This is a genomic window from uncultured Campylobacter sp. (genome assembly GCF_937996225.1).
GTDB lineage: Bacteria > Campylobacterota > Campylobacteria > Campylobacterales > Campylobacteraceae > Campylobacter_B.
Map to the genome: position 1 here is coordinate 11,629 of NZ_CALKTC010000070.1, position 16,232 is coordinate 27,860.

The 16,232-nt window shown below is 47.4% G+C and carries 24 protein-coding genes; 20 read left to right on the forward strand and 4 right to left on the reverse strand.

All coding sequences use genetic code 11. The features are described from left to right. Positions 1-76: 76 nt before the first annotated feature. The 4 genes from Q0174_RS08025 to Q0174_RS08040 are packed head-to-tail and all read right to left on the reverse strand — an operon-like array spanning position 77 to position 2,705. Positions 77-1,048 carry a major capsid protein gene (locus Q0174_RS08025; protein WP_298043149.1) on the reverse strand — a complete coding sequence of 324 codons (972 nt, stop codon included), beginning with the start codon at positions 1,046-1,048 and terminating at the stop codon, positions 77-79. A 10-nt stretch (positions 1,049-1,058) separates the two neighbouring features. Next, positions 1,059-1,385 (reverse strand): hypothetical protein, encoded by a 327-nt coding sequence (locus tag Q0174_RS08030; RefSeq protein WP_298043151.1) that lies wholly within the window; start codon positions 1,383-1,385, stop codon positions 1,059-1,061. Between the two features lies 1 nt (position 1,386). Then, positions 1,387-2,223, reverse strand: coding sequence for a phage protease (locus tag Q0174_RS08035; protein WP_298043152.1), 837 nt, complete (start codon positions 2,221-2,223; stop codon positions 1,387-1,389). 38 nt (positions 2,224-2,261) lie between these two features. Then, positions 2,262-2,705: a hypothetical protein gene (locus Q0174_RS08040; protein ID WP_298043154.1), complete on the reverse strand. Its 444-nt coding sequence runs from the start codon at positions 2,703-2,705 to the stop codon at positions 2,262-2,264. Between the two features lie 179 nt (positions 2,706-2,884). Between Q0174_RS08040 and Q0174_RS08045 the strand changes: the two genes are divergently transcribed. The 20 genes from Q0174_RS08045 (at position 2,885) to Q0174_RS08140 (ending at position 16,185) form a co-directional block, all read left to right on the forward strand. Beyond that, positions 2,885-3,328 (forward strand): glycoside hydrolase family protein, encoded by a 444-nt coding sequence (locus Q0174_RS08045; RefSeq protein WP_298043156.1) that lies wholly within the window; start codon positions 2,885-2,887, stop codon positions 3,326-3,328. Beyond that, positions 3,306-3,617, forward strand: coding sequence for a hypothetical protein (locus Q0174_RS08050; protein ID WP_298043157.1), 312 nt, complete (start codon positions 3,306-3,308; stop codon positions 3,615-3,617). Before Q0174_RS08045 ends, Q0174_RS08050 begins: the two co-directional genes overlap by 23 nt. Before the next feature lie 372 nt (positions 3,618-3,989). Beyond that, positions 3,990-4,283 carry a hypothetical protein gene (locus Q0174_RS08055; protein ID WP_298043158.1) on the forward strand — a complete coding sequence of 98 codons (294 nt, stop codon included), beginning with the start codon at positions 3,990-3,992 and terminating at the stop codon, positions 4,281-4,283. Then, on the forward strand, positions 4,273-4,878 hold the full coding sequence (locus Q0174_RS08060; protein ID WP_298043159.1) for a phage baseplate assembly protein V: 606 nt from the start codon (positions 4,273-4,275) through the stop codon (positions 4,876-4,878). The genes Q0174_RS08055 and Q0174_RS08060 overlap by 11 nt, the downstream gene beginning before the upstream one ends. A gap of 162 nt (positions 4,879-5,040) precedes the next feature. Beyond that, positions 5,041-5,325 carry a GPW/gp25 family protein gene (locus Q0174_RS08065; protein ID WP_298043160.1) on the forward strand — a complete coding sequence of 95 codons (285 nt, stop codon included), beginning with the start codon at positions 5,041-5,043 and terminating at the stop codon, positions 5,323-5,325. Continuing rightward, positions 5,322-6,407, forward strand: coding sequence for a baseplate J/gp47 family protein (locus Q0174_RS08070; RefSeq protein WP_298043161.1), 1,086 nt, complete (start codon positions 5,322-5,324; stop codon positions 6,405-6,407). The genes Q0174_RS08065 and Q0174_RS08070 overlap by 4 nt, the downstream gene beginning before the upstream one ends. After that, complete coding sequence (locus Q0174_RS08075) at positions 6,404-6,958, forward strand: phage tail protein (RefSeq protein WP_298043163.1); 555 nt, start codon at positions 6,404-6,406, stop codon at positions 6,956-6,958. The genes Q0174_RS08070 and Q0174_RS08075 overlap by 4 nt, the downstream gene beginning before the upstream one ends. Further along, positions 6,951-8,183 carry a phage tail protein gene (locus tag Q0174_RS08080; RefSeq protein ID WP_298043164.1) on the forward strand — a complete coding sequence of 411 codons (1,233 nt, stop codon included), beginning with the start codon at positions 6,951-6,953 and terminating at the stop codon, positions 8,181-8,183. The genes Q0174_RS08075 and Q0174_RS08080 overlap by 8 nt, the downstream gene beginning before the upstream one ends. Positions 8,184-8,192: 9 nt before the next feature. Next, positions 8,193-8,684 (forward strand): hypothetical protein, encoded by a 492-nt coding sequence (locus Q0174_RS08085; RefSeq protein WP_298043165.1) that lies wholly within the window; start codon positions 8,193-8,195, stop codon positions 8,682-8,684. Beyond that, positions 8,681-8,938, forward strand: a complete 258-nt coding sequence (locus Q0174_RS08090) for a hypothetical protein (RefSeq protein ID WP_298043166.1) — start codon at positions 8,681-8,683, stop codon at positions 8,936-8,938. Before Q0174_RS08085 ends, Q0174_RS08090 begins: the two co-directional genes overlap by 4 nt. Further along, positions 8,938-9,480, forward strand: coding sequence for a hypothetical protein (locus Q0174_RS08095; protein WP_298043167.1), 543 nt, complete (start codon positions 8,938-8,940; stop codon positions 9,478-9,480). The genes Q0174_RS08090 and Q0174_RS08095 overlap by 1 nt, the downstream gene beginning before the upstream one ends. A 14-nt stretch (positions 9,481-9,494) precedes the next feature. Then, positions 9,495-10,658 carry a phage tail sheath subtilisin-like domain-containing protein gene (locus tag Q0174_RS08100; RefSeq protein ID WP_298043168.1) on the forward strand — a complete coding sequence of 388 codons (1,164 nt, stop codon included), beginning with the start codon at positions 9,495-9,497 and terminating at the stop codon, positions 10,656-10,658. A gap of 148 nt (positions 10,659-10,806) precedes the next feature. Beyond that, positions 10,807-11,316 (forward strand): phage major tail tube protein, encoded by a 510-nt coding sequence (locus Q0174_RS08105; RefSeq protein ID WP_297895267.1) that lies wholly within the window; start codon positions 10,807-10,809, stop codon positions 11,314-11,316. 185 nt (positions 11,317-11,501) lie between these two features. After that, positions 11,502-11,726, forward strand: coding sequence for a phage tail assembly protein (locus Q0174_RS08110; RefSeq protein ID WP_298043169.1), 225 nt, complete (start codon positions 11,502-11,504; stop codon positions 11,724-11,726). Continuing rightward, positions 11,723-11,878, forward strand: a complete 156-nt coding sequence (locus Q0174_RS08115; RefSeq protein WP_298043171.1) for a hypothetical protein — start codon at positions 11,723-11,725, stop codon at positions 11,876-11,878. The genes Q0174_RS08110 and Q0174_RS08115 overlap by 4 nt, the downstream gene beginning before the upstream one ends. 138 nt (positions 11,879-12,016) lie before the next feature. Further along, the gene (locus Q0174_RS08120) at positions 12,017-14,224 is read left to right on the forward strand and encodes a phage tail tape measure protein (RefSeq protein ID WP_298043173.1); all 2,208 of its coding nucleotides are present in this window, start codon (positions 12,017-12,019) and stop codon (positions 14,222-14,224) included. Position 14,225: 1 nt separating this feature from the next. Continuing rightward, the gene (locus Q0174_RS08125; RefSeq protein WP_298043175.1) at positions 14,226-14,600 is read left to right on the forward strand and encodes a phage tail protein; all 375 of its coding nucleotides are present in this window, start codon (positions 14,226-14,228) and stop codon (positions 14,598-14,600) included. Next, positions 14,590-14,781, forward strand: coding sequence for a tail protein X (locus Q0174_RS08130; RefSeq protein WP_298043177.1), 192 nt, complete (start codon positions 14,590-14,592; stop codon positions 14,779-14,781). Before Q0174_RS08125 ends, Q0174_RS08130 begins: the two co-directional genes overlap by 11 nt. After that, entirely contained in the window at positions 14,775-15,758 is a 984-nt protein-coding gene (locus tag Q0174_RS08135; protein WP_298043178.1) for a phage tail protein, read from the forward strand. The genes Q0174_RS08130 and Q0174_RS08135 overlap by 7 nt, the downstream gene beginning before the upstream one ends. Positions 15,759-15,768: 10 nt before the next feature. Beyond that, complete coding sequence (locus Q0174_RS08140; protein ID WP_298043181.1) at positions 15,769-16,185, forward strand: DUF5675 family protein; 417 nt, start codon at positions 15,769-15,771, stop codon at positions 16,183-16,185. The last annotated feature ends 47 nt before the right edge of the window (positions 16,186-16,232 follow it).

A 16,232-nucleotide genomic window follows, 5' to 3' on the forward strand; every position in this document is an offset into this window, starting at 1 on the left:
AAACGTTTAAAACATTTTTTACGTGTGTTCGGTCGTTTTTAATTTAAAAGGGCTTAGAGCCCTTTTAAATTGATTTTTATGCAAATTCAAGCTCAACGATCGCATCAAGCCTATTACAAACGGGAATCGGCCTGCTCTCGCTCACGATGCCCCAGCCTGCACCTTTGTCGAGCACCTCCGGAGCCGCCGCAAAGAATTTGGTCGGAGCCTTGCCGATAGCCGCGGTATGATTAGCCCTCGTATAAATCACTTCGAACATATTGTCGTCAAGCGGTACGACTACTCCTTTTTTGCCGCTCATATAACGCGTAGGCTTACCCTTGGTATTGTCATAGGTCGCATCGTAAGGCATAAAGGTTTTGCCGAAAAGCTCAAGTGTCAATACGTTGTTTTTATCGGTAATTTTTGCCGAATTTGACTTGAGAAGCTCCTCTTTTTCTACAAGGGCAAGCAGTTCCGCATAAAGCTCTCTGGTTACCAATGCTATATACGGCTTCGCGGCCCCCAATACGTCGACTTGAGCGGCCTCTATGTCGTTGAGCAGCGTCATTAGCTTCGTAGTGCTTCCGATCGTGATCTTTTTGCGGTTTGCGGTCAAAGAAAGAAGCACGTTACCTTTGCCATCCATTACCTTGCCGAATATGGCTCCTGCCGCCATATACTCAAGCGTATTGGTAACGTTGCTTTTTTGCTTCGCAAGCTTTTTACCGATAGCCGCCGAAAGGGACTTCAATTGCTCTTTTTGGGTATTGAGCGTTTTCAGCAAATTCATCTCGCTTGCCGGAAGCGTATCGTATTGCGGAAAGCGAGGAAGCGGCACGGATACTATCGTTTGATCCGGGTTTTTCGTCACCAAATGCTCGCCGTTTTCGCTGACGCTCTCAAGGATTACGCCCGCACCTTTTTCGATGATGATATTGTGCGAATTTGAAAGCGTCGGCGTCCATGTTTTAAAAAATGTGTCCATAATAAAGCTTTGGTCCGCTTTGACCTGATTGACGATCTCGGTCATCGCATCAACTGTGAAGTATTTTAAAAGTTCGTCCATTGTTTTCTCCTTATCTTACTACGATTTTTTGCTTAAATAGCGCGGTTTTTAGCTCTGCAGCCACGTCCGCAAGCTTGACTTCGCCAAGCACCAGTACGTCGGCATCCCCAGTGGCTTCTACATTGTCGCAGAGCACGCCGAATACTGCGGCGGCATTTGCGATAGTGGCGGTTTGGTTATCGCTCGTTACCGCAGCGAAGCTCTCGCCGCCGTTGATAGTGAAAAGCACGGCTCCGCACTCCAAAGCTTTGGTGGTCTCGACCTTGGCATTGACGCCGAGTATTTTATTGACGACTACGTCTCCGATGGTATTTGGTTTCTTTCTTTCGTTTGGCATCTTATTTTCCTCCTAATGCAAATTTAACGACGTCGATGTCGTTTTGGGGTTGGTTTTTGTTGGCAAACAGATCGTTACTCGGCAGCTCCGTTTTTTGAGGCGGAGTAACGCCCTTTAAAAACTCTTTAAAGCCGCTTAAATCGGTCTTTGCATAGCTTAGCGCCCACTGCTTTTGCCCCTCTGCGAGTTTATTGGCAACGATGGCGCCCTCTACCGCGCTCTCCGCAAGCTGCTCGCCTAGCGTTGCAACCTCGCTCCTACTTGTCTCAAGCTCCGCTTTTAAAGCGGTGATTTGCGCGTCGTATTGCGCTTTTAGCGCAGCGACATCCGCACCGTTTTTTTCGTTTTCAGGCATATTTTTCTCCTTTGCCGTAAAATTTTTATTTGCTCTTATTTCTTCAAGCTCATCAAGAAACGGCGTATTTGTTAACGCGACGCTTTCGATCTCACAGCCTATCCACGCTCCCGTCTTTTTGTCGACCGCTTCAAAATTGAATACTGGGCTTAGGTATCTATACTCGCCGTTTTTGATGTATTCTTTCGCTTTTGCGGTCCAACTTGCCATCCCATAAAGTTTGCCATCTCGTATATGCATCTCTTTGATCCATCCCGCCGCGGGTGCTTCACAACCCATAAGGGTTTGATGCTCGTAGTCGATTACGAGATCTATCTTGCGAGCATCAAAATTGAGCTTCATCTTTTCTAAATCTGCGCTATCGATACGAAATACTCCGCTATAATGCCCTTTCCATTCACCCGGAACCGCTAGTAGCAACTCTACAAGATCATCGCCCGTGTTCTCGCTCTTAAGCGATATTAAATTTGCTTGAAATCTCATCTATTCCTCTTTCGATACAATTGTTACAACTTTACAACCTAGCCCTCTTTGAGCCATTCACTTTTTTCAAGAAATTCGGTCTGAATTTCTCGCGTCAAAACATACATATACCCGTAATCGGTTATGCTGTTATGCGTCACCTTCAAGGTTTTCGGCTCAATCCTAAATTCATTATTAAGCTCTGAATTTCTTAGTTTTTTATCCACTGCTTCGCAAAGAATTGTGGCCTTATATTTATTTTCCTGCCTATAACTTTGCTGCTTACTAGACGTTACCCCTAAAATATGGATATTGTAAGTGCCTATTTTGCTCACCACGTTTTCATATCTTTCGCTTATGAATTCCACGAATACGAAACTATCTCCGCCTTTGATGAGCAGCTCCATCTCGTCTTTGTTTTCAAACTCCCCGAGATAGGGCGAAGTGTTTTTGCAAACCTCTTTGATGGTTTCGATCAACTCTTTTTCAAACTCTACAAGCATTCCATCTCCTGCTCTCGCCATTTTTCGCAACTATAGCGCGAAAAATATCTCAAAATCTATCAAAGTCCTTTGACAAAATTCTTTGACACAATTTTTTGTCAAAATTCTTTGACAAAATCCTTTGATAGATTTTGAGCGAAAAAATCCGTACTATTGCTGCAAAAAACGAGGAGAGAAGAATGAGCCTAATCGCAAACATCAAGGAAAACGAAGGCTTTTGCGGTGAAATTTATGAGGACACAAGGGGCTACAAGACTATCGGCTACGGCTTTTTAGTTTCGGCGCTAAGCAAAGACGAGCTAGCACTAAACGGCGGAAAGATAGAGCCGATGGGCCGCGCGGCGGCGGATCAAATTTTAGAGCTGAAATTAAAAAAGTTAAAGCCTAGGGTATTTGAAGCCTTTGCCTGGCTTCAAGACAAACCGCAAAACGTGCAGGACGTAGTGATAGAGATGTGCTATCAGATGGACGTTAACAAGGTTAAAAAATTCGTTACGACGCTTCACTACATAAGAACTAGCGAATATGAAAAGGCTATCGCAAACGGACTTCGCAGCCTCTGGGCGCAGCAAACTCCAAATCGTGCAAAGAAGGTGCTAAATGGACTACTTTCTAAATCTTAAATTTGTAGGCATCGCCTTTGCGGCAACGCTGGTCGCAAGCGGAATTTGCATAGCGCTTCTAAAAAGCGATATTTCGCAGCTAAGCACCGAAAATGCAGGGCTAAAGGTGCAGTTACAGCAATGCGAGCTAAATCTAAGCCTGCAAAACGCCGCGATCAAATCCCTTGAGGTGAATGCAAGCCGCCGTAACGAGGATAAGATCAAAAACGTTTCAAAAATTTACGTCAAAGATAAAAGTTGTGAGGCACAACTCGATGCGTATAAAAAACTTCTTAATAGCGCTTTTTAGCGTACTTTGTTTACTCGGCTGCAGCGCAAAGGAGCCGCAAATAAAGCAAGTCTATGTGCCGGTGCGCTGTAATCTGAAAATGCCGCTTAAACCTGCGGCAAACGGCAGCTTTGAAGCGCATAAAGAGCTTGTGAGGTACTTTTTGAGATGCGAGGAGATAGCCAAAGACTGCACGGGAGAGAAACGATGAAAGCTTTGATTTATTTACTGAGGGCTTTTGTCTTAGTGGTATTTAATCTTGAGCTTTACGTAGTCTTTGACAATCTTATACGAAGCGAAAATTTAGTACTCCTGCTTTGGTCGCTTTGTATAGGCGTTACGGGTGCTCTTTTTTCGCCTGCGTCGCTCTATAGAACCTTTAAAGTATGAGCAATGGAGTATCTGCTTTATGTGCTAGCTGCGGGCGTTGCGGGCAGCGTAACGGCTTTTTTGAAACATGGCGAGCGTGGCGCGGGCAATTTTATCAAACGAGTATTGGACGGCTGTTTTAGCGCATACATCGTTTATGAAATATCTTTCTTTTTCTTCAAAGATATGCGCCTGAGCCTTGCGATCTGCGGGATCGGCGCCTTTAAAGGTAGCGGAATTTTGGATTTGGCAGTCGGATTTATAAGAAATAAATTTGATCTAGACGATAGAAACAAGGACGAACAATATGAGCAATAACCTAAACGAGATCGGCATCATCAGCGAAGTAAGCGGAGATCGCGCAAGGGTTGCGATCGGCGATATGGTCACCGACTTCTTACCCGTATTCCAGCCTTTTGCCAATTCTTTCGCCACGGGCTTCGCGCCGATTCGCGTTGGAGAGCAGGTGCTTGTGCTGCCGATACGAGGCGAGCTCAATGCAGGCGTGATCCTACGTGGTATCTATCAGGCCGCTCACAAGGCGGCCGCGACCGATAAGAAGATCCACGCAAGTTTTGAGGATGGAGTAAGCTTTTCGTATGATACGGCTAGCTCCAGCCTTGAAATTTCAAGTCCGAAGCAGATCAATATCACCTGCGAAAACGCAAGCTTGACCGCAAAAAGCGTAAACGTAAAAGCGGATGATACTACCGTGCAAAGCGGAAATATCAAGCTTTTGGGAAATACGATCATTCAAGGATCAATCTCGACCGCAGGAAGCGGCGGAGGAAGCGGAAGCTTTGCGATCAATGGAGATCTCAATATCACAGGCTCGCTCAAGGCAAGCGGCGACATCAGCGACGGCAGAGGCTCGCTTTCGAGCCATACCAACGGCGGAGTAGCGAGGGATTAGGATGAAAAGAGTAACAAGAAGGCTTTTCTTTGGGGCGGAAGGGGGGTTTAAATTGCGAGGTCCCCCCCCTCCCCGCCCCAAGCCCCACCCATCCCCCTACGACGCTAGAGGTGCAAGCCTTCGGCTTGAGTTTATTTTATGCGCTTCGCGCGAGGAGCAAGGATGAAATATTTAGTAAGTATCGAAGATAGCATAAAAGATATCCTCAGCACCCCTATCGGCTCGCGGGTAATGCTGCCCGAATATGGCAGCCGTCTTTTTGAGCTGATCGATAGACGGGTCAATGATGAGTTTAGAGCCGATTTGAGCTACTTCGTCATCGAAGCAGTGCAAAGATGGGAGAAGAGAGTGCAGATCGACGAAGTGAAGCTCGTGAGCTTCAAAGATCACAAGCTGCGTTTTAAAATTTTGCTAACAAACGGCAAAGAGATCGGAGTAGAGATATGAGCTTTCTTAAAAATTTGCCCTATCCCAATGTAATCGAACAGCTTAGCTACGATGAAATTTTAAAAGCCGTTAAAGAGCTTTTTAAAAAGAATTTAAATGATGATGAAATTTCACTTCTTGAGAGCGATCGTTTTTCGGCCTTGCTTGAAACGCTTGCATATCGAGAGCTTCTTTTGCGCGCCCGCATAAATAGCGCCGTAAAATCTATGCTGCTACCTTTCGCGCAGGGGGCTGATCTTGACAATATCGTTGCGATGTACGGTATAGAACGGCTAAGGGGCGAAAAGCCCGTAGCGGAAGTGGAATTCACCCTAAGTATGGCGCGCGATTCGGACGTACTAATCCCAAAAGGCACTATCTTGTGCGCAAGCTCCGGCGAGCTTGCCGCTATCAAAGATGACATCACGATCGCAGCGGGGCAGCTAAAGGGTGCGGGCCACAGCATCCTACAAGCCTTCATCAAGCAAAGCGATCTAAAATGCGAGCTCATCCAAACGCCTTTTTCATTCGTACTCGAGGCGCGCCAAACATCGCGCTTTGAAGGTGGCGCAGATAAGGAGAGCGACGAGAGACTGCGCGATCGCGCCGTGCTTTCGCTGGAGCGATTTTCTACGGCAGGAAGCAGGAAAGCCTATATCTATCACGCGCTAAATGCCAACGCCAAGGTAGAAGAAGTAAGCGCGATAAACGGAGGGCCTGGCATCGTAAAACTTTATCTAAAAACTACCGATATGAGCGAAGAAACAAGAGCGGACGTGCAAAGCTATCTAAGCGGCGAGCGGGTGCGACCGCTTTGCGACACCGTAGTCGTAGAAAACGCCAAAGTCATAAACGCCGTAATAAAAGCCGAGCTCGAGCTAAAAGATATGCTTTTGCAAGCCGGGGTTCAAAGCGAGATAGAGGCTAGCAGGACAAGCCTAAGCTTAGGCGAGGATCTAAATTTAAGCTATATCTATTCTACTCTGCACCGCGAGGGAGTGTATCGCGTAAATCTAAAGCAGCCCGCCGCCGATATAAAAGCGGACGTGGATAGCTTTGTGAAAATCAAATTTGAGCTCAGCTTCGCAAAGGCTAATCTATGAGTATCCTACCGAGTGGAAAGCCAAAATTTGACAAGAAGCTTGACGACCTTTTTGGGCTGAGCCTTGCAGGGCTTGATATAGGCGTGATAAATATCCTGGCGGATAGCTGCCCCGCTTCGCTTCTTGCGATTTTGGCAGATAGCCTGGATGTGAACATAGACGGGCTTAATGAAACCGGTGCGCGGTTACTCATCAAAGAGGCCTTTAAAATTCACTACTATTCAGGCACCTTCTATGCGGTCAAAAAAGCGGTGAATGCGATCGATAGCGGAGCGATCATAGTAGAGGGAAATTTAGGACAGAAATATGACGGCTCTATCAAATATGATAGAAGCAGATTTTACGGCTCAAATTCGCATTGGGCCGAATATAGCATCATAAGCAGCGTTCCTCTTTCAAAGAGTAAGGCGGCGGCGATAGCGGAAGCGGCAAAAGCGGCGGCGCCCGCAAGGTGCGTGCTAGCTCTGATCGAGCATTCAACAAATCAGATCAAGCACGACGGGCAAATCAGATACAACGACCAATTCAACTATGGAGCATACAGTGGCTAATATCAAAGAAGATAAAATTTGGGAAGAAGGGATATATCAGCTCGAAGTAACCGACCCCGTAGTGGGCGGAGTAGACGGCATCAGTAATAAGCAGGCAAAGCAGCTTGCGAACCGTACTAGCTATCTCAAGAAGCAAGTCGAGGATAATAAGTCCGGCGCGGATCTCGCGCTTGCGACAAAGCGCGATGTAAGCGATAGCTACTCAAAAACCGAGGTGGATGAAAAGTTTACCGATACGGGCAAACTCATCAAAGAAAAGCTCGACAAAACCGAAGCTGCCGCCGATAGCGCAAAACTCGGCGGGCTCGCTGCCGAGAAATATGCCCTCAAATCCGAAGCGAGCGACGGGCTGAAGATCGGCTCCTATCTGTTTTGGTCGAGCGATCGAACTACACCGGCGGGCTTCCTTCCGTGCGACGGTAGACGGCTTGCAAAGAGCGAGTATATCGAGCTTTTCGATGTCATCGGCTATACCTATGGCGGCAACGGCGAGCACTTCAATCTGCCGAAATTCAACGACGGCAAATTTATCCGCGGCACGGGCGGCAATGCGGCGAGCCTTGGGATAGCGCAAGATGATGCGATCAGGAATATCCAAGGCTGGCTCGCAGTTATGAGCAACGATGTCAGACAAGCAGACGGGGCCTTTAAAATGTCAGAAATTATGGGGTATGGATTTAATGACGGAACTTCTGACCCTGTTTATAAAGTGTCTTTTGATGCTTCAAATGTGGTACCTGTAGCCTCTGAAAACCGCCCCTATAATATGAGCGTGATCATACTCATAAAGGTAAAAAACGTCTTTGAGGCCACGAATGTGGATAAATCCCCGTATGCTACCGAGGTAAAAGCGGGCATCGTAAAGCTCAAAAATTCCATCACGGGAAATTTGGCAGATACCGCGGTATCGGAAAAGGCGGCGAAAGAATACATGGACAAAAACGCTAGCATCGGTATAGGCCAAACGTGGCAGGATGTCACAACTCAAAGACAATACGGAGTAGTCTATACAAATACCACAGATAGGCCTATTATGGTTTATGTAAAGACTTCATCTGGAAATGGGCAAATAGTAACTTTGTTTGTCAATGGTATAGAAGCAGCAAACGGAGGCTATGCTCACGGTAGCGGAGACGACGGTATAAATTGCATAGTGCCGCCAAATGCGACATACAAGCTCGCTGGGAATGGTACGGGCTTTGGGAAATGGGCGGAGCTAAGATAAGGAATAAAGATGAAATACTACAAAAATTCACAAAACGAAGTCTATGCCTATGACGATGACGTGGGCGAAGAACAAATAGCGGAGGGGTTAACCAAGATAACAGAAGCACAGGCAAAAAGTATGCTTGAGCCGAGCCTTGAGGAGCTCAAAGCCGCAAAGACCGCAGAGCTCGCTTCGTGGGTGAACGCAATGGGCGAGAGCTGCAAGGTTGAGATCAAAGACTTTGGTGCCGTCAACGGCGGCTATAAATACCTGCTCAATATCGAAGCTATGATCGATACTTTTGATAGTCTAGAAGTGCGGGCGTTTCGAATGCACGATAATTCGATGAAAAAGATAAACGGACAAGAGGATCTCAAAAAGATCAAGCGCGCCATTCAGATTGCCGGGCAGAAACTGCACGTGCTGAAATGGGGGCATGAACTCAAAATTGAAAAAGCCAAAAACAAAAAAGAGCTAGACGCGATCATTTTCACAGATACGATAGAGGTGGCGCTATGAGCTACCTTTTGATCTTTATCTCGGCATTCATACTTGGAATTCTCGCCTGCCCTATCGTGATTTTCTTGCGGGCGCGCAAATGCGATCAGTGGGATCATTCCAATATGATGAATATCCTTAGGGTGATCGCCCATCTTGCGACGCATCCGGACGATTTCGCGAAGTTTCGCTACGAGGACGGCTCAAAGCCTTTCTGGTATCTAGGTAGCGACGAGTTTGCAGACATAGTCAAGAGCCGCCCAAAGGAGCGATGATGTTTTGGATACTCAATAGATTACGCGGGCGATATGCATATTTTGCAAAAATCAACGCTTTGGTAGTGGCGCTTTTGATATTTACCTTTTTAGGAAATTTCTACCTTGCGGTCATCTGCGGGCTAGGCTATCTTGCAGGCGAAAGCAAAGGCTGGGGCGTATGGGTTGGCGCACTCGTAACCCACGGCAGTTATACCGACGAACACGAAGTAAAATTTATCGAGCGCATCGCCCGCAAGCTCATTAAAGACCCGCGCGCGCATTGGCTAGGCTATTGCAGGCTCTGCCTCTTTTTGCGCGGGTTGCTTTGGTGGCTACCGGTATTTGTGCCGCTGCTCTTTGCGGGCATTTATGGCGCGCCGCTTCTAGCCGTAGCGCTTGCAGTAGGTTTTCCGCTTGCTTGTGAGCTAGGATACCGCACGAAATGGACGTTACGATTTCGAGCTTTTGAGGCAAGCGATGCGTGGGGCAGGCAGGAAGTATTTTACGGGGCCATGCAGGACTTGGCGTTTATCGCCATATATTTGATATCGAAATTTTAAACAAAGGAGAAAAGATGGCTGCAAAATTTGGAGTAAACATAACCGTTTCGGCAGAGGCGGCGCGACCGATAAGCGTGGAGAGTACTACACCCATCGGGATCGCAGGATATGAAGAGGTGCTGGAAAACGGCCTGCATTTTTTTATGACGACCGATAAGGCAATTGATGCGATCGAGGCGATCTATAAGGAGAAAAAGGGCAAATCTGAAAGCTTCAAACAAGGCTCGATCTACCGCGCGCTAAAAGCGATAGCAGATCAGGCGGTACAAACGCAAATCATCCTATCGGTCTTTACTCGCACCGACAATAATGACGATAGCGACGACATTACTGCTTGCAAGGCTGCTATAGAAGCTTTCAAAAATGCAAAGTCTGCCACCGGCTACCGCCCAAATTTACTCATCGCGCCGGAGTTTTCGGGAGAGGACGCGATAAAATCCGCGCTTGAGACAATGGCGACGCGCCTTAAAGCGACCGGTATCGTCGATCTCAAAGCTTCAAGCGCAAGCGAAGCTATCACAAAGATGGGAAGCTTCGGCACCTCTCGCCTGCTCGCCGCCTATCCTTTCGTCAAGACGTGGGACGATGAAACAAACGATTATACAATGACGCCTCAATCGGCTCGTATCGCCGGAATGATCGCCTATGTAGATGGCCTTAGCGAATTTGGCTACAGCGACAGCTATTCTAACCGAGTGATGGGCGGCATCAGCGGCACGGCAATAGACGTGGACTTTGAGATGGGAGAGACCTGCACGGCAGATGAGCTTAGAGCAGCGCATATCAGCACGATCATTCGCGAGCAGGGCTTCAGGGCTTGGGGCGGAGAGACTAGCGATGTTGATAGCATTTGGCAGGATCTTGCCAGGGTAAGGATTTTTGATCGTATCTCGCAGGCTTGCCAAAAAGGGGTGTTTTTCGCGATAGATCGCAAAGCAGATCAACTCTATCACGCAAAAAGAAGCGTAGATGAGTTACTGCGGGCTCTCGTAGGAGCTAGAGTGTTACTCGGGTATGAGCTTAGCTGGAGTGCGAAAAATACTTTAGCAAATATCACGGCTGGTAAATTTTACTTAGATGTGCGCATGCAAAACAATCCGATTGTAAAGCAACTAACGCTGGATTTCATCTACGTAGATACATACGGAAAAGTGCTAATGGATGCGCTCAGCAGGTGAGGGGCGGGCTTAGCTCGCAAAAAACCGCTTAAGCTTTAAAATTTTGCGAAGCAAAATTTCTGAAACTTTAGGTGGGTCGAGGGAGCGTAGCTCCCCGTCGCAGGGCGGGCTTAGCTCGCCCGAGAAGTAAAAATTAAAGGAGAAAAGTATGAAAAGAATTATCCCTCAAGCAGTGCAAGAATGCAATGTATTCATCAACGGTCAGGGCTATTTAGGCGTTACAAAAACGCTCAAACTTCCTACTATGGAGTTTGAGACGATAGAGGCCAAAGGTGCGCTTAGCGCAAATTATAGCAGCGGAATTTTAGCCGCTACCGAGGTAAGCTTTACGATCCGCATTGCAGATAGAAACACATGGCTTGCTATGGGTCTGAATGCCTTTAGCTCGCGCGTGCCGTTTCTTTTCACCGCCTCGATCTATCAAGCATCAGGCGAGCCGAAGCCGTTTAGTGCAGCATTTACCGGCGATATTACAAAGATTGAATTTGCAGATTTTGAAAGCGGCGCCGAGATGGAAGTTACGATCACGCTTCAAGCGCACTTTGTCGATATCAATATAGACAAGACGCCGATGGTGTTAAAAGATGCCGAAAATATGATCCTAATGATCGGTGGGGTGGATTATATGGCGAAAGTTAGATCGAATTTAGGGGAATGAGTTATTTAGGGTAAAGAGATTTGCAAGCTGGGTTTAAATTTAGCCCGTCATTTAGCAATCTCGGGGGACAAGAAGGGAGCTACTTGCGAGGCGCCCCCTTCTTATCCCCCAAACCCCCAATTAACCCCGGCACGCTCAAGGTGCGAGCCTACGGCTCGGAATTTGTTTAAATAGAAAGGAATTTTATGAGAAATATCAAAGTGAATTTGCCGGTATGCGGCGAAGAGGTAGAGGTTTTTGCGCCGAGCGTAAAAACCTTCAAAGCTGTTTCGGCTGAAAAAACCGAGATCGAGCAAAGCATAAAACTCTGCGCTGCTTGCGCAAATAAGACGCCTTCGTGGATCGAAGAACTGGATATTGCGGATTTTAATACCCTGCAAAAGGCAGTACAGGGTTTTTTGGACGTTTGAGCGCAGCCGATAATGAAAATATCGCGTTGCTCGGCTACGTGCTCCATTTCGGCTATGGCGAAATTTTAATGATGGATATTGTGGATTTTAGCGAATTCGTGCAGATTGCGCTTAAAATTTTAAAAGCGCAAAACGGATCTAAGAGCGTCTAAAAATACCGCAGAAGTCTTTTAACAAGGCTGTTGCGAGCGACGCCGTCAAAGATAAGGCACCGAATACGGCAAGAATGCCTAAAATAAGGCAGATAGCATCTAATATCATAGCGGTAGTATAACAAAAAGGATGAGAAAATGCAAGAAGAAGCGCTGGGCGTCACCATCGGGCTTGTAATCAAAGGAATAACCCAGCTCGGCGAGCTCAAAAAAGGCTTCAAGCAAATCAACGAAAGCGTTTCGCAAACGAATAAAGCCTTAAAAGCCTTTGACAATCAAAAGCTTACAAATTTGCAGCATAGCTTGCGCGAAGCGAGACGCAACGTCTTAGCGGAATTCGCCACCATAAGAAATGCCGTTTCGGGCGGGATCTTCGCTCTCCCGATCAAGCTTGCCATGAACGATGAAGCTGCCTTTGCGAATGTGAAAAAATACGTTGACGATAGCGCCGAAAATATGCAAACCTTAAAATCAGAGATGCGCAATCTCTCCAGCTCCTTAGGACTGAGCTTCGAGCGCATAAGCGAGATAGCCGCGGGCGGCGGAAAGATAAATTTAAAGGGCGGAGATCTGCTGAAATATACCCGCATGCTCGCTACCGGCGCTACGGCTTTTGAGATGAGCGCCGAAGATCTTAGTAGGGCGAGCAACAATATGAAGGTCGGCTTTAAAATTAAGGATTTAGGTCGAATGGGCGAGCTATTTGATGCGGTAAATTTGCTCGATAACACCGTAGAAAACGTGAAGGCAAAAGATGTCTTCGAAGCCGTCTCTTTGATAGCCGCAAACGCTAATCTCATCGGGCTAGATGAAAAATCGGCCGCCGCCATAAGCTCGACGATGCTGAGTACCGGAAAGGCTACAAGCGTCGTCGGTACTTCGCTTAACGCTCTGTTTACAAAACTCGATACCGCGGAAAGCCAAGGCAAATCGTTTCAAGAGGCCCTCGCTCAAATCGGACTAGACGCACAAACGCTCAAGAAAAATCTCGGCCAAGATGCGGCCGGAACAATAACGGATTTCTTGGATCGGATCAACAAAGCCCCAAAAGAAATGCGATCGGGCCTGCTTTATGATTTGATAGGCGGAAATTTTAACGACGAAATAGCCGCCCTTGCAATGAATGTGGACGCCCTAAAAGAAAACTTAGCTCGCGTTTATTCGGATGAGGCAAAGGGATCTATGAAAAAAGAGCTACAAACGAAGCTCGATACTACCGCATCGGCAATCGAGCGACTTAAATTTAGCGCTTTAAATTTAGCCGCTATTATAGGCGAAACCTTTTTGCCGGCTATAAACGCATTTGCAAACGCTTTGGGCAGACTTACTATTTGGGTGCAGGACCTGGCGAAAGAATTTCCTACCCTAACGAAATTTATAAGTTCTGCGGTAGCGGGATTTTTAATTTTTAAACCCGTATGGCTGGCGCTTAAATTGGCGGCATTTAGTATCATAGACGGCTTTATCGGCATCGTTAAAATTCTTAAAATTTTAAATCCGCTTTTTCTGATAACCAAGGTGCGAGCTGCGGCTACGGCCGTGGCCCTAAAGGCACAAGCCGTGGCCTCGTGGCTGGTGGGCGCAAGGTTACGCTTTGCCCTCGTTTGGACGCAGTTATACAACCTTGCCGTTAAACGCCTTACGGCCTCAGTCATTTTTCAAAGAGCCGCTATGATCGCTCACGCCGTAGCATCCAAGGCTGCAGCGGCGGCTATGGCCATATTGAGAGGCGCGACCATCGCCGCGGCTGCAGGCTTTCGCATAATGAAACTGGCTCTAATCACTACTGGCATCGGCGCCATAGTCGTAGGACTTGCTACGGCGGCCGTGTGGCTATATGAGAATTGGGATAGAGTCAAAGCCTTTTTTCAAAATTTTTGGCAAAAAATCAAACCTGAATGGGAGAGCTTTAAGAGCTGGCTGGATAGCTGGGTAGAAGCCTTTAGCAGCGTATTTGATGAAACGGTGGCATGGTGGAAAGATCTATTTGCGGACTTTTTCGGCTGGATAGGCGAAAAGATCGATTGGGTGCTCAGTAGTGTAAAAAGCGTAGGGGAATTTTTCGGCTTTGGAGATAATAGTGCGCCGGTTATGACGCCTGCGTATAGCAGTGCCGATCGAAATTTCACCCCAGCTCCGAATCGCCCTATGGGCGAAGCACTCAGCACCCTTAGCTCGAGCCGCACCGCCGGCAATACAAACGTCGTTTTTAACGGCGATTTTAAGATAGACACTCACGGGCAGAGTATCGATGCGGAAGCCTTTAGACGTCAAATTTCAAAAGACGTGCAAGAGGCTATCAGGCGAAATGAGCGCAATGAGAAAAACACGGATGTGAGAGGGTAAAATGGTCTTAAATTTGGGCGGTTTTAAATTTGAATGGAAGCAAACGAGCGAAATAGCGGTAGAAACGGACTTCGGCATAGCTTCGCAAGAGCGCATCGCAAACTTTGAAGCGCTTTTGAGTGCAAAACTCGGCAGTCAAACCGTGAGCCTAAACGGTCAAACCCTCCCCTTTGCGCAGGATGGCCAAGAAGCACTGAAACCGCTTTATGCATTAGCTGAACTGCGGCAGAGCCTGCCGCTCGTTACGGGGCTTGGGAAGTATCTAGGTAAATTTGCGATAGAAAAGATCAGCGAAAATAGATCGGTATTTGCTCCAAACGGGGCATTTTTCACGCAGACATTTAGCCTTACATTGAGGAGAGATTATGATATATAGATCAAAAGATGGCGAGCGGTTGGATCAGATCGTTTATCGGCACTACGGTCATTTGCGGTATTTCGAAAGCGTGCTGGAGCTTAACCCGAAACTAGAAATTGTTTTAAAGGCGGGCACGCTCGTAAATTTGCCCGAACTTAATGAAGAAAAAATCCCGCAAAAACAGGCCGCCCTATGGTAAGAAAACCGATCTTTAAACTTGAAGCAAACGGCAAAGATATTACCGAAACGCTCAAGCAAAATTTGATCTCTTTGGGCTTTGACGACAAAGAGGGCTTTAAAAGCGACGAGATCAGTTTCAAGGTGTACGGCCTCTATGCAAAACCCGCTTTCGGCGATAGGCTTGAGCTTTGGCTGGGCTGGGCGGGCGAGGGAGCGGAAGGCTCCGATCTGATGTGGCTATGCGGCAAATTTGCCGTGCAGACCTGCGAGCGAGATTACAAAGAGCAAAGTACCGAGGTACGCGCTACGGCCGTAGATTTCGCGAGCAAAATTAAGACCAAAAAACGCCGTAGCTGGGAAAATACCACACTTTTTGCCATTGCCGGCAAGATCGCGGACGAAAATGCCCTACGCCTCAAAACAAGCGGAGAGGATATGGCGATCAGATCGCGCCTGCAAGACGGGGTGAGCGATTTGGAGTTTTTGTATTCGCTTAGCAAAGAGCTCGGCTATCTCGCTGCTACCAAAAATGACACGCTGATCCTTGCGCCGAAAAACGGGGATGATGAATCGGGTGAGGCAGAGCAAGAGAGCGGATTGCTGCAAATCGAGCTCAGCTTAAGCGATCTTACTTCCCTAAATATCACTGAAGCCAATCGTAACGCTTACGGTTCGGTCGTGTGTGAGTGGCAAGATGTGGAGAGCGGCAAGCGTAAGCAGATCAAGGTAGGCAAAGGCAAACAGACCTATAAGATGCAAATCCCAGAGCCGAAAAGTGATGCCGAGGCTTATAAACTGGCGCAAAGCAAGCTAAATGAGCTCAAAAAAGGCGGCATCAACGGGCGGTGCTCGTGTATGGGAGCCAATATCGTCGCGGGCGCGCAGGTTAAATTTAAAGGTGCGCCAGGGCTTGAGGATCTCAAATTTAGTGTGAAATCGGTTTCGCATACGCTAGAGCCGTCAGCCTACAATATAGAGATAGAATTTGAAGGATAAAGGAGCAAAGATGATTTTAGAAATCGTGAGATTTAAAGAAATTGATGATATGACGCTCGGGCGTTTCGTCCTGCACGACGGCGAAAGAGTAGTGCTCATAGGATATACCTGCGAGCCTGCGGGTCCCGATACCACGCAGAGCGGCATGGATAGACGCATACCGCAAGGAAGGTATCAAATAGCCTGGCACGATAGTCCGAAATTTAGAGTTCGTCTGCCGCTTTTATGGAATGAGCTGGTGCCGAAAACTCGCTGCATCTTGATCCATTCGGGCAACACCGGGCGCAATACCGAGGGCTGCGTGCTGTTAGGCACCTCTTTGGGCGAATATGGAGTGAAAAACTCCCGCACGGCTTTAGCAGCGCTACTCGCCGCCGTAAAAGGACGCGAATTTGAAGTACAAATTAAAAATGAGATAAAGGAATAAAATGGACGTTTTAAAAGATACGAATAACACCCCCGAAAAAATGGGGG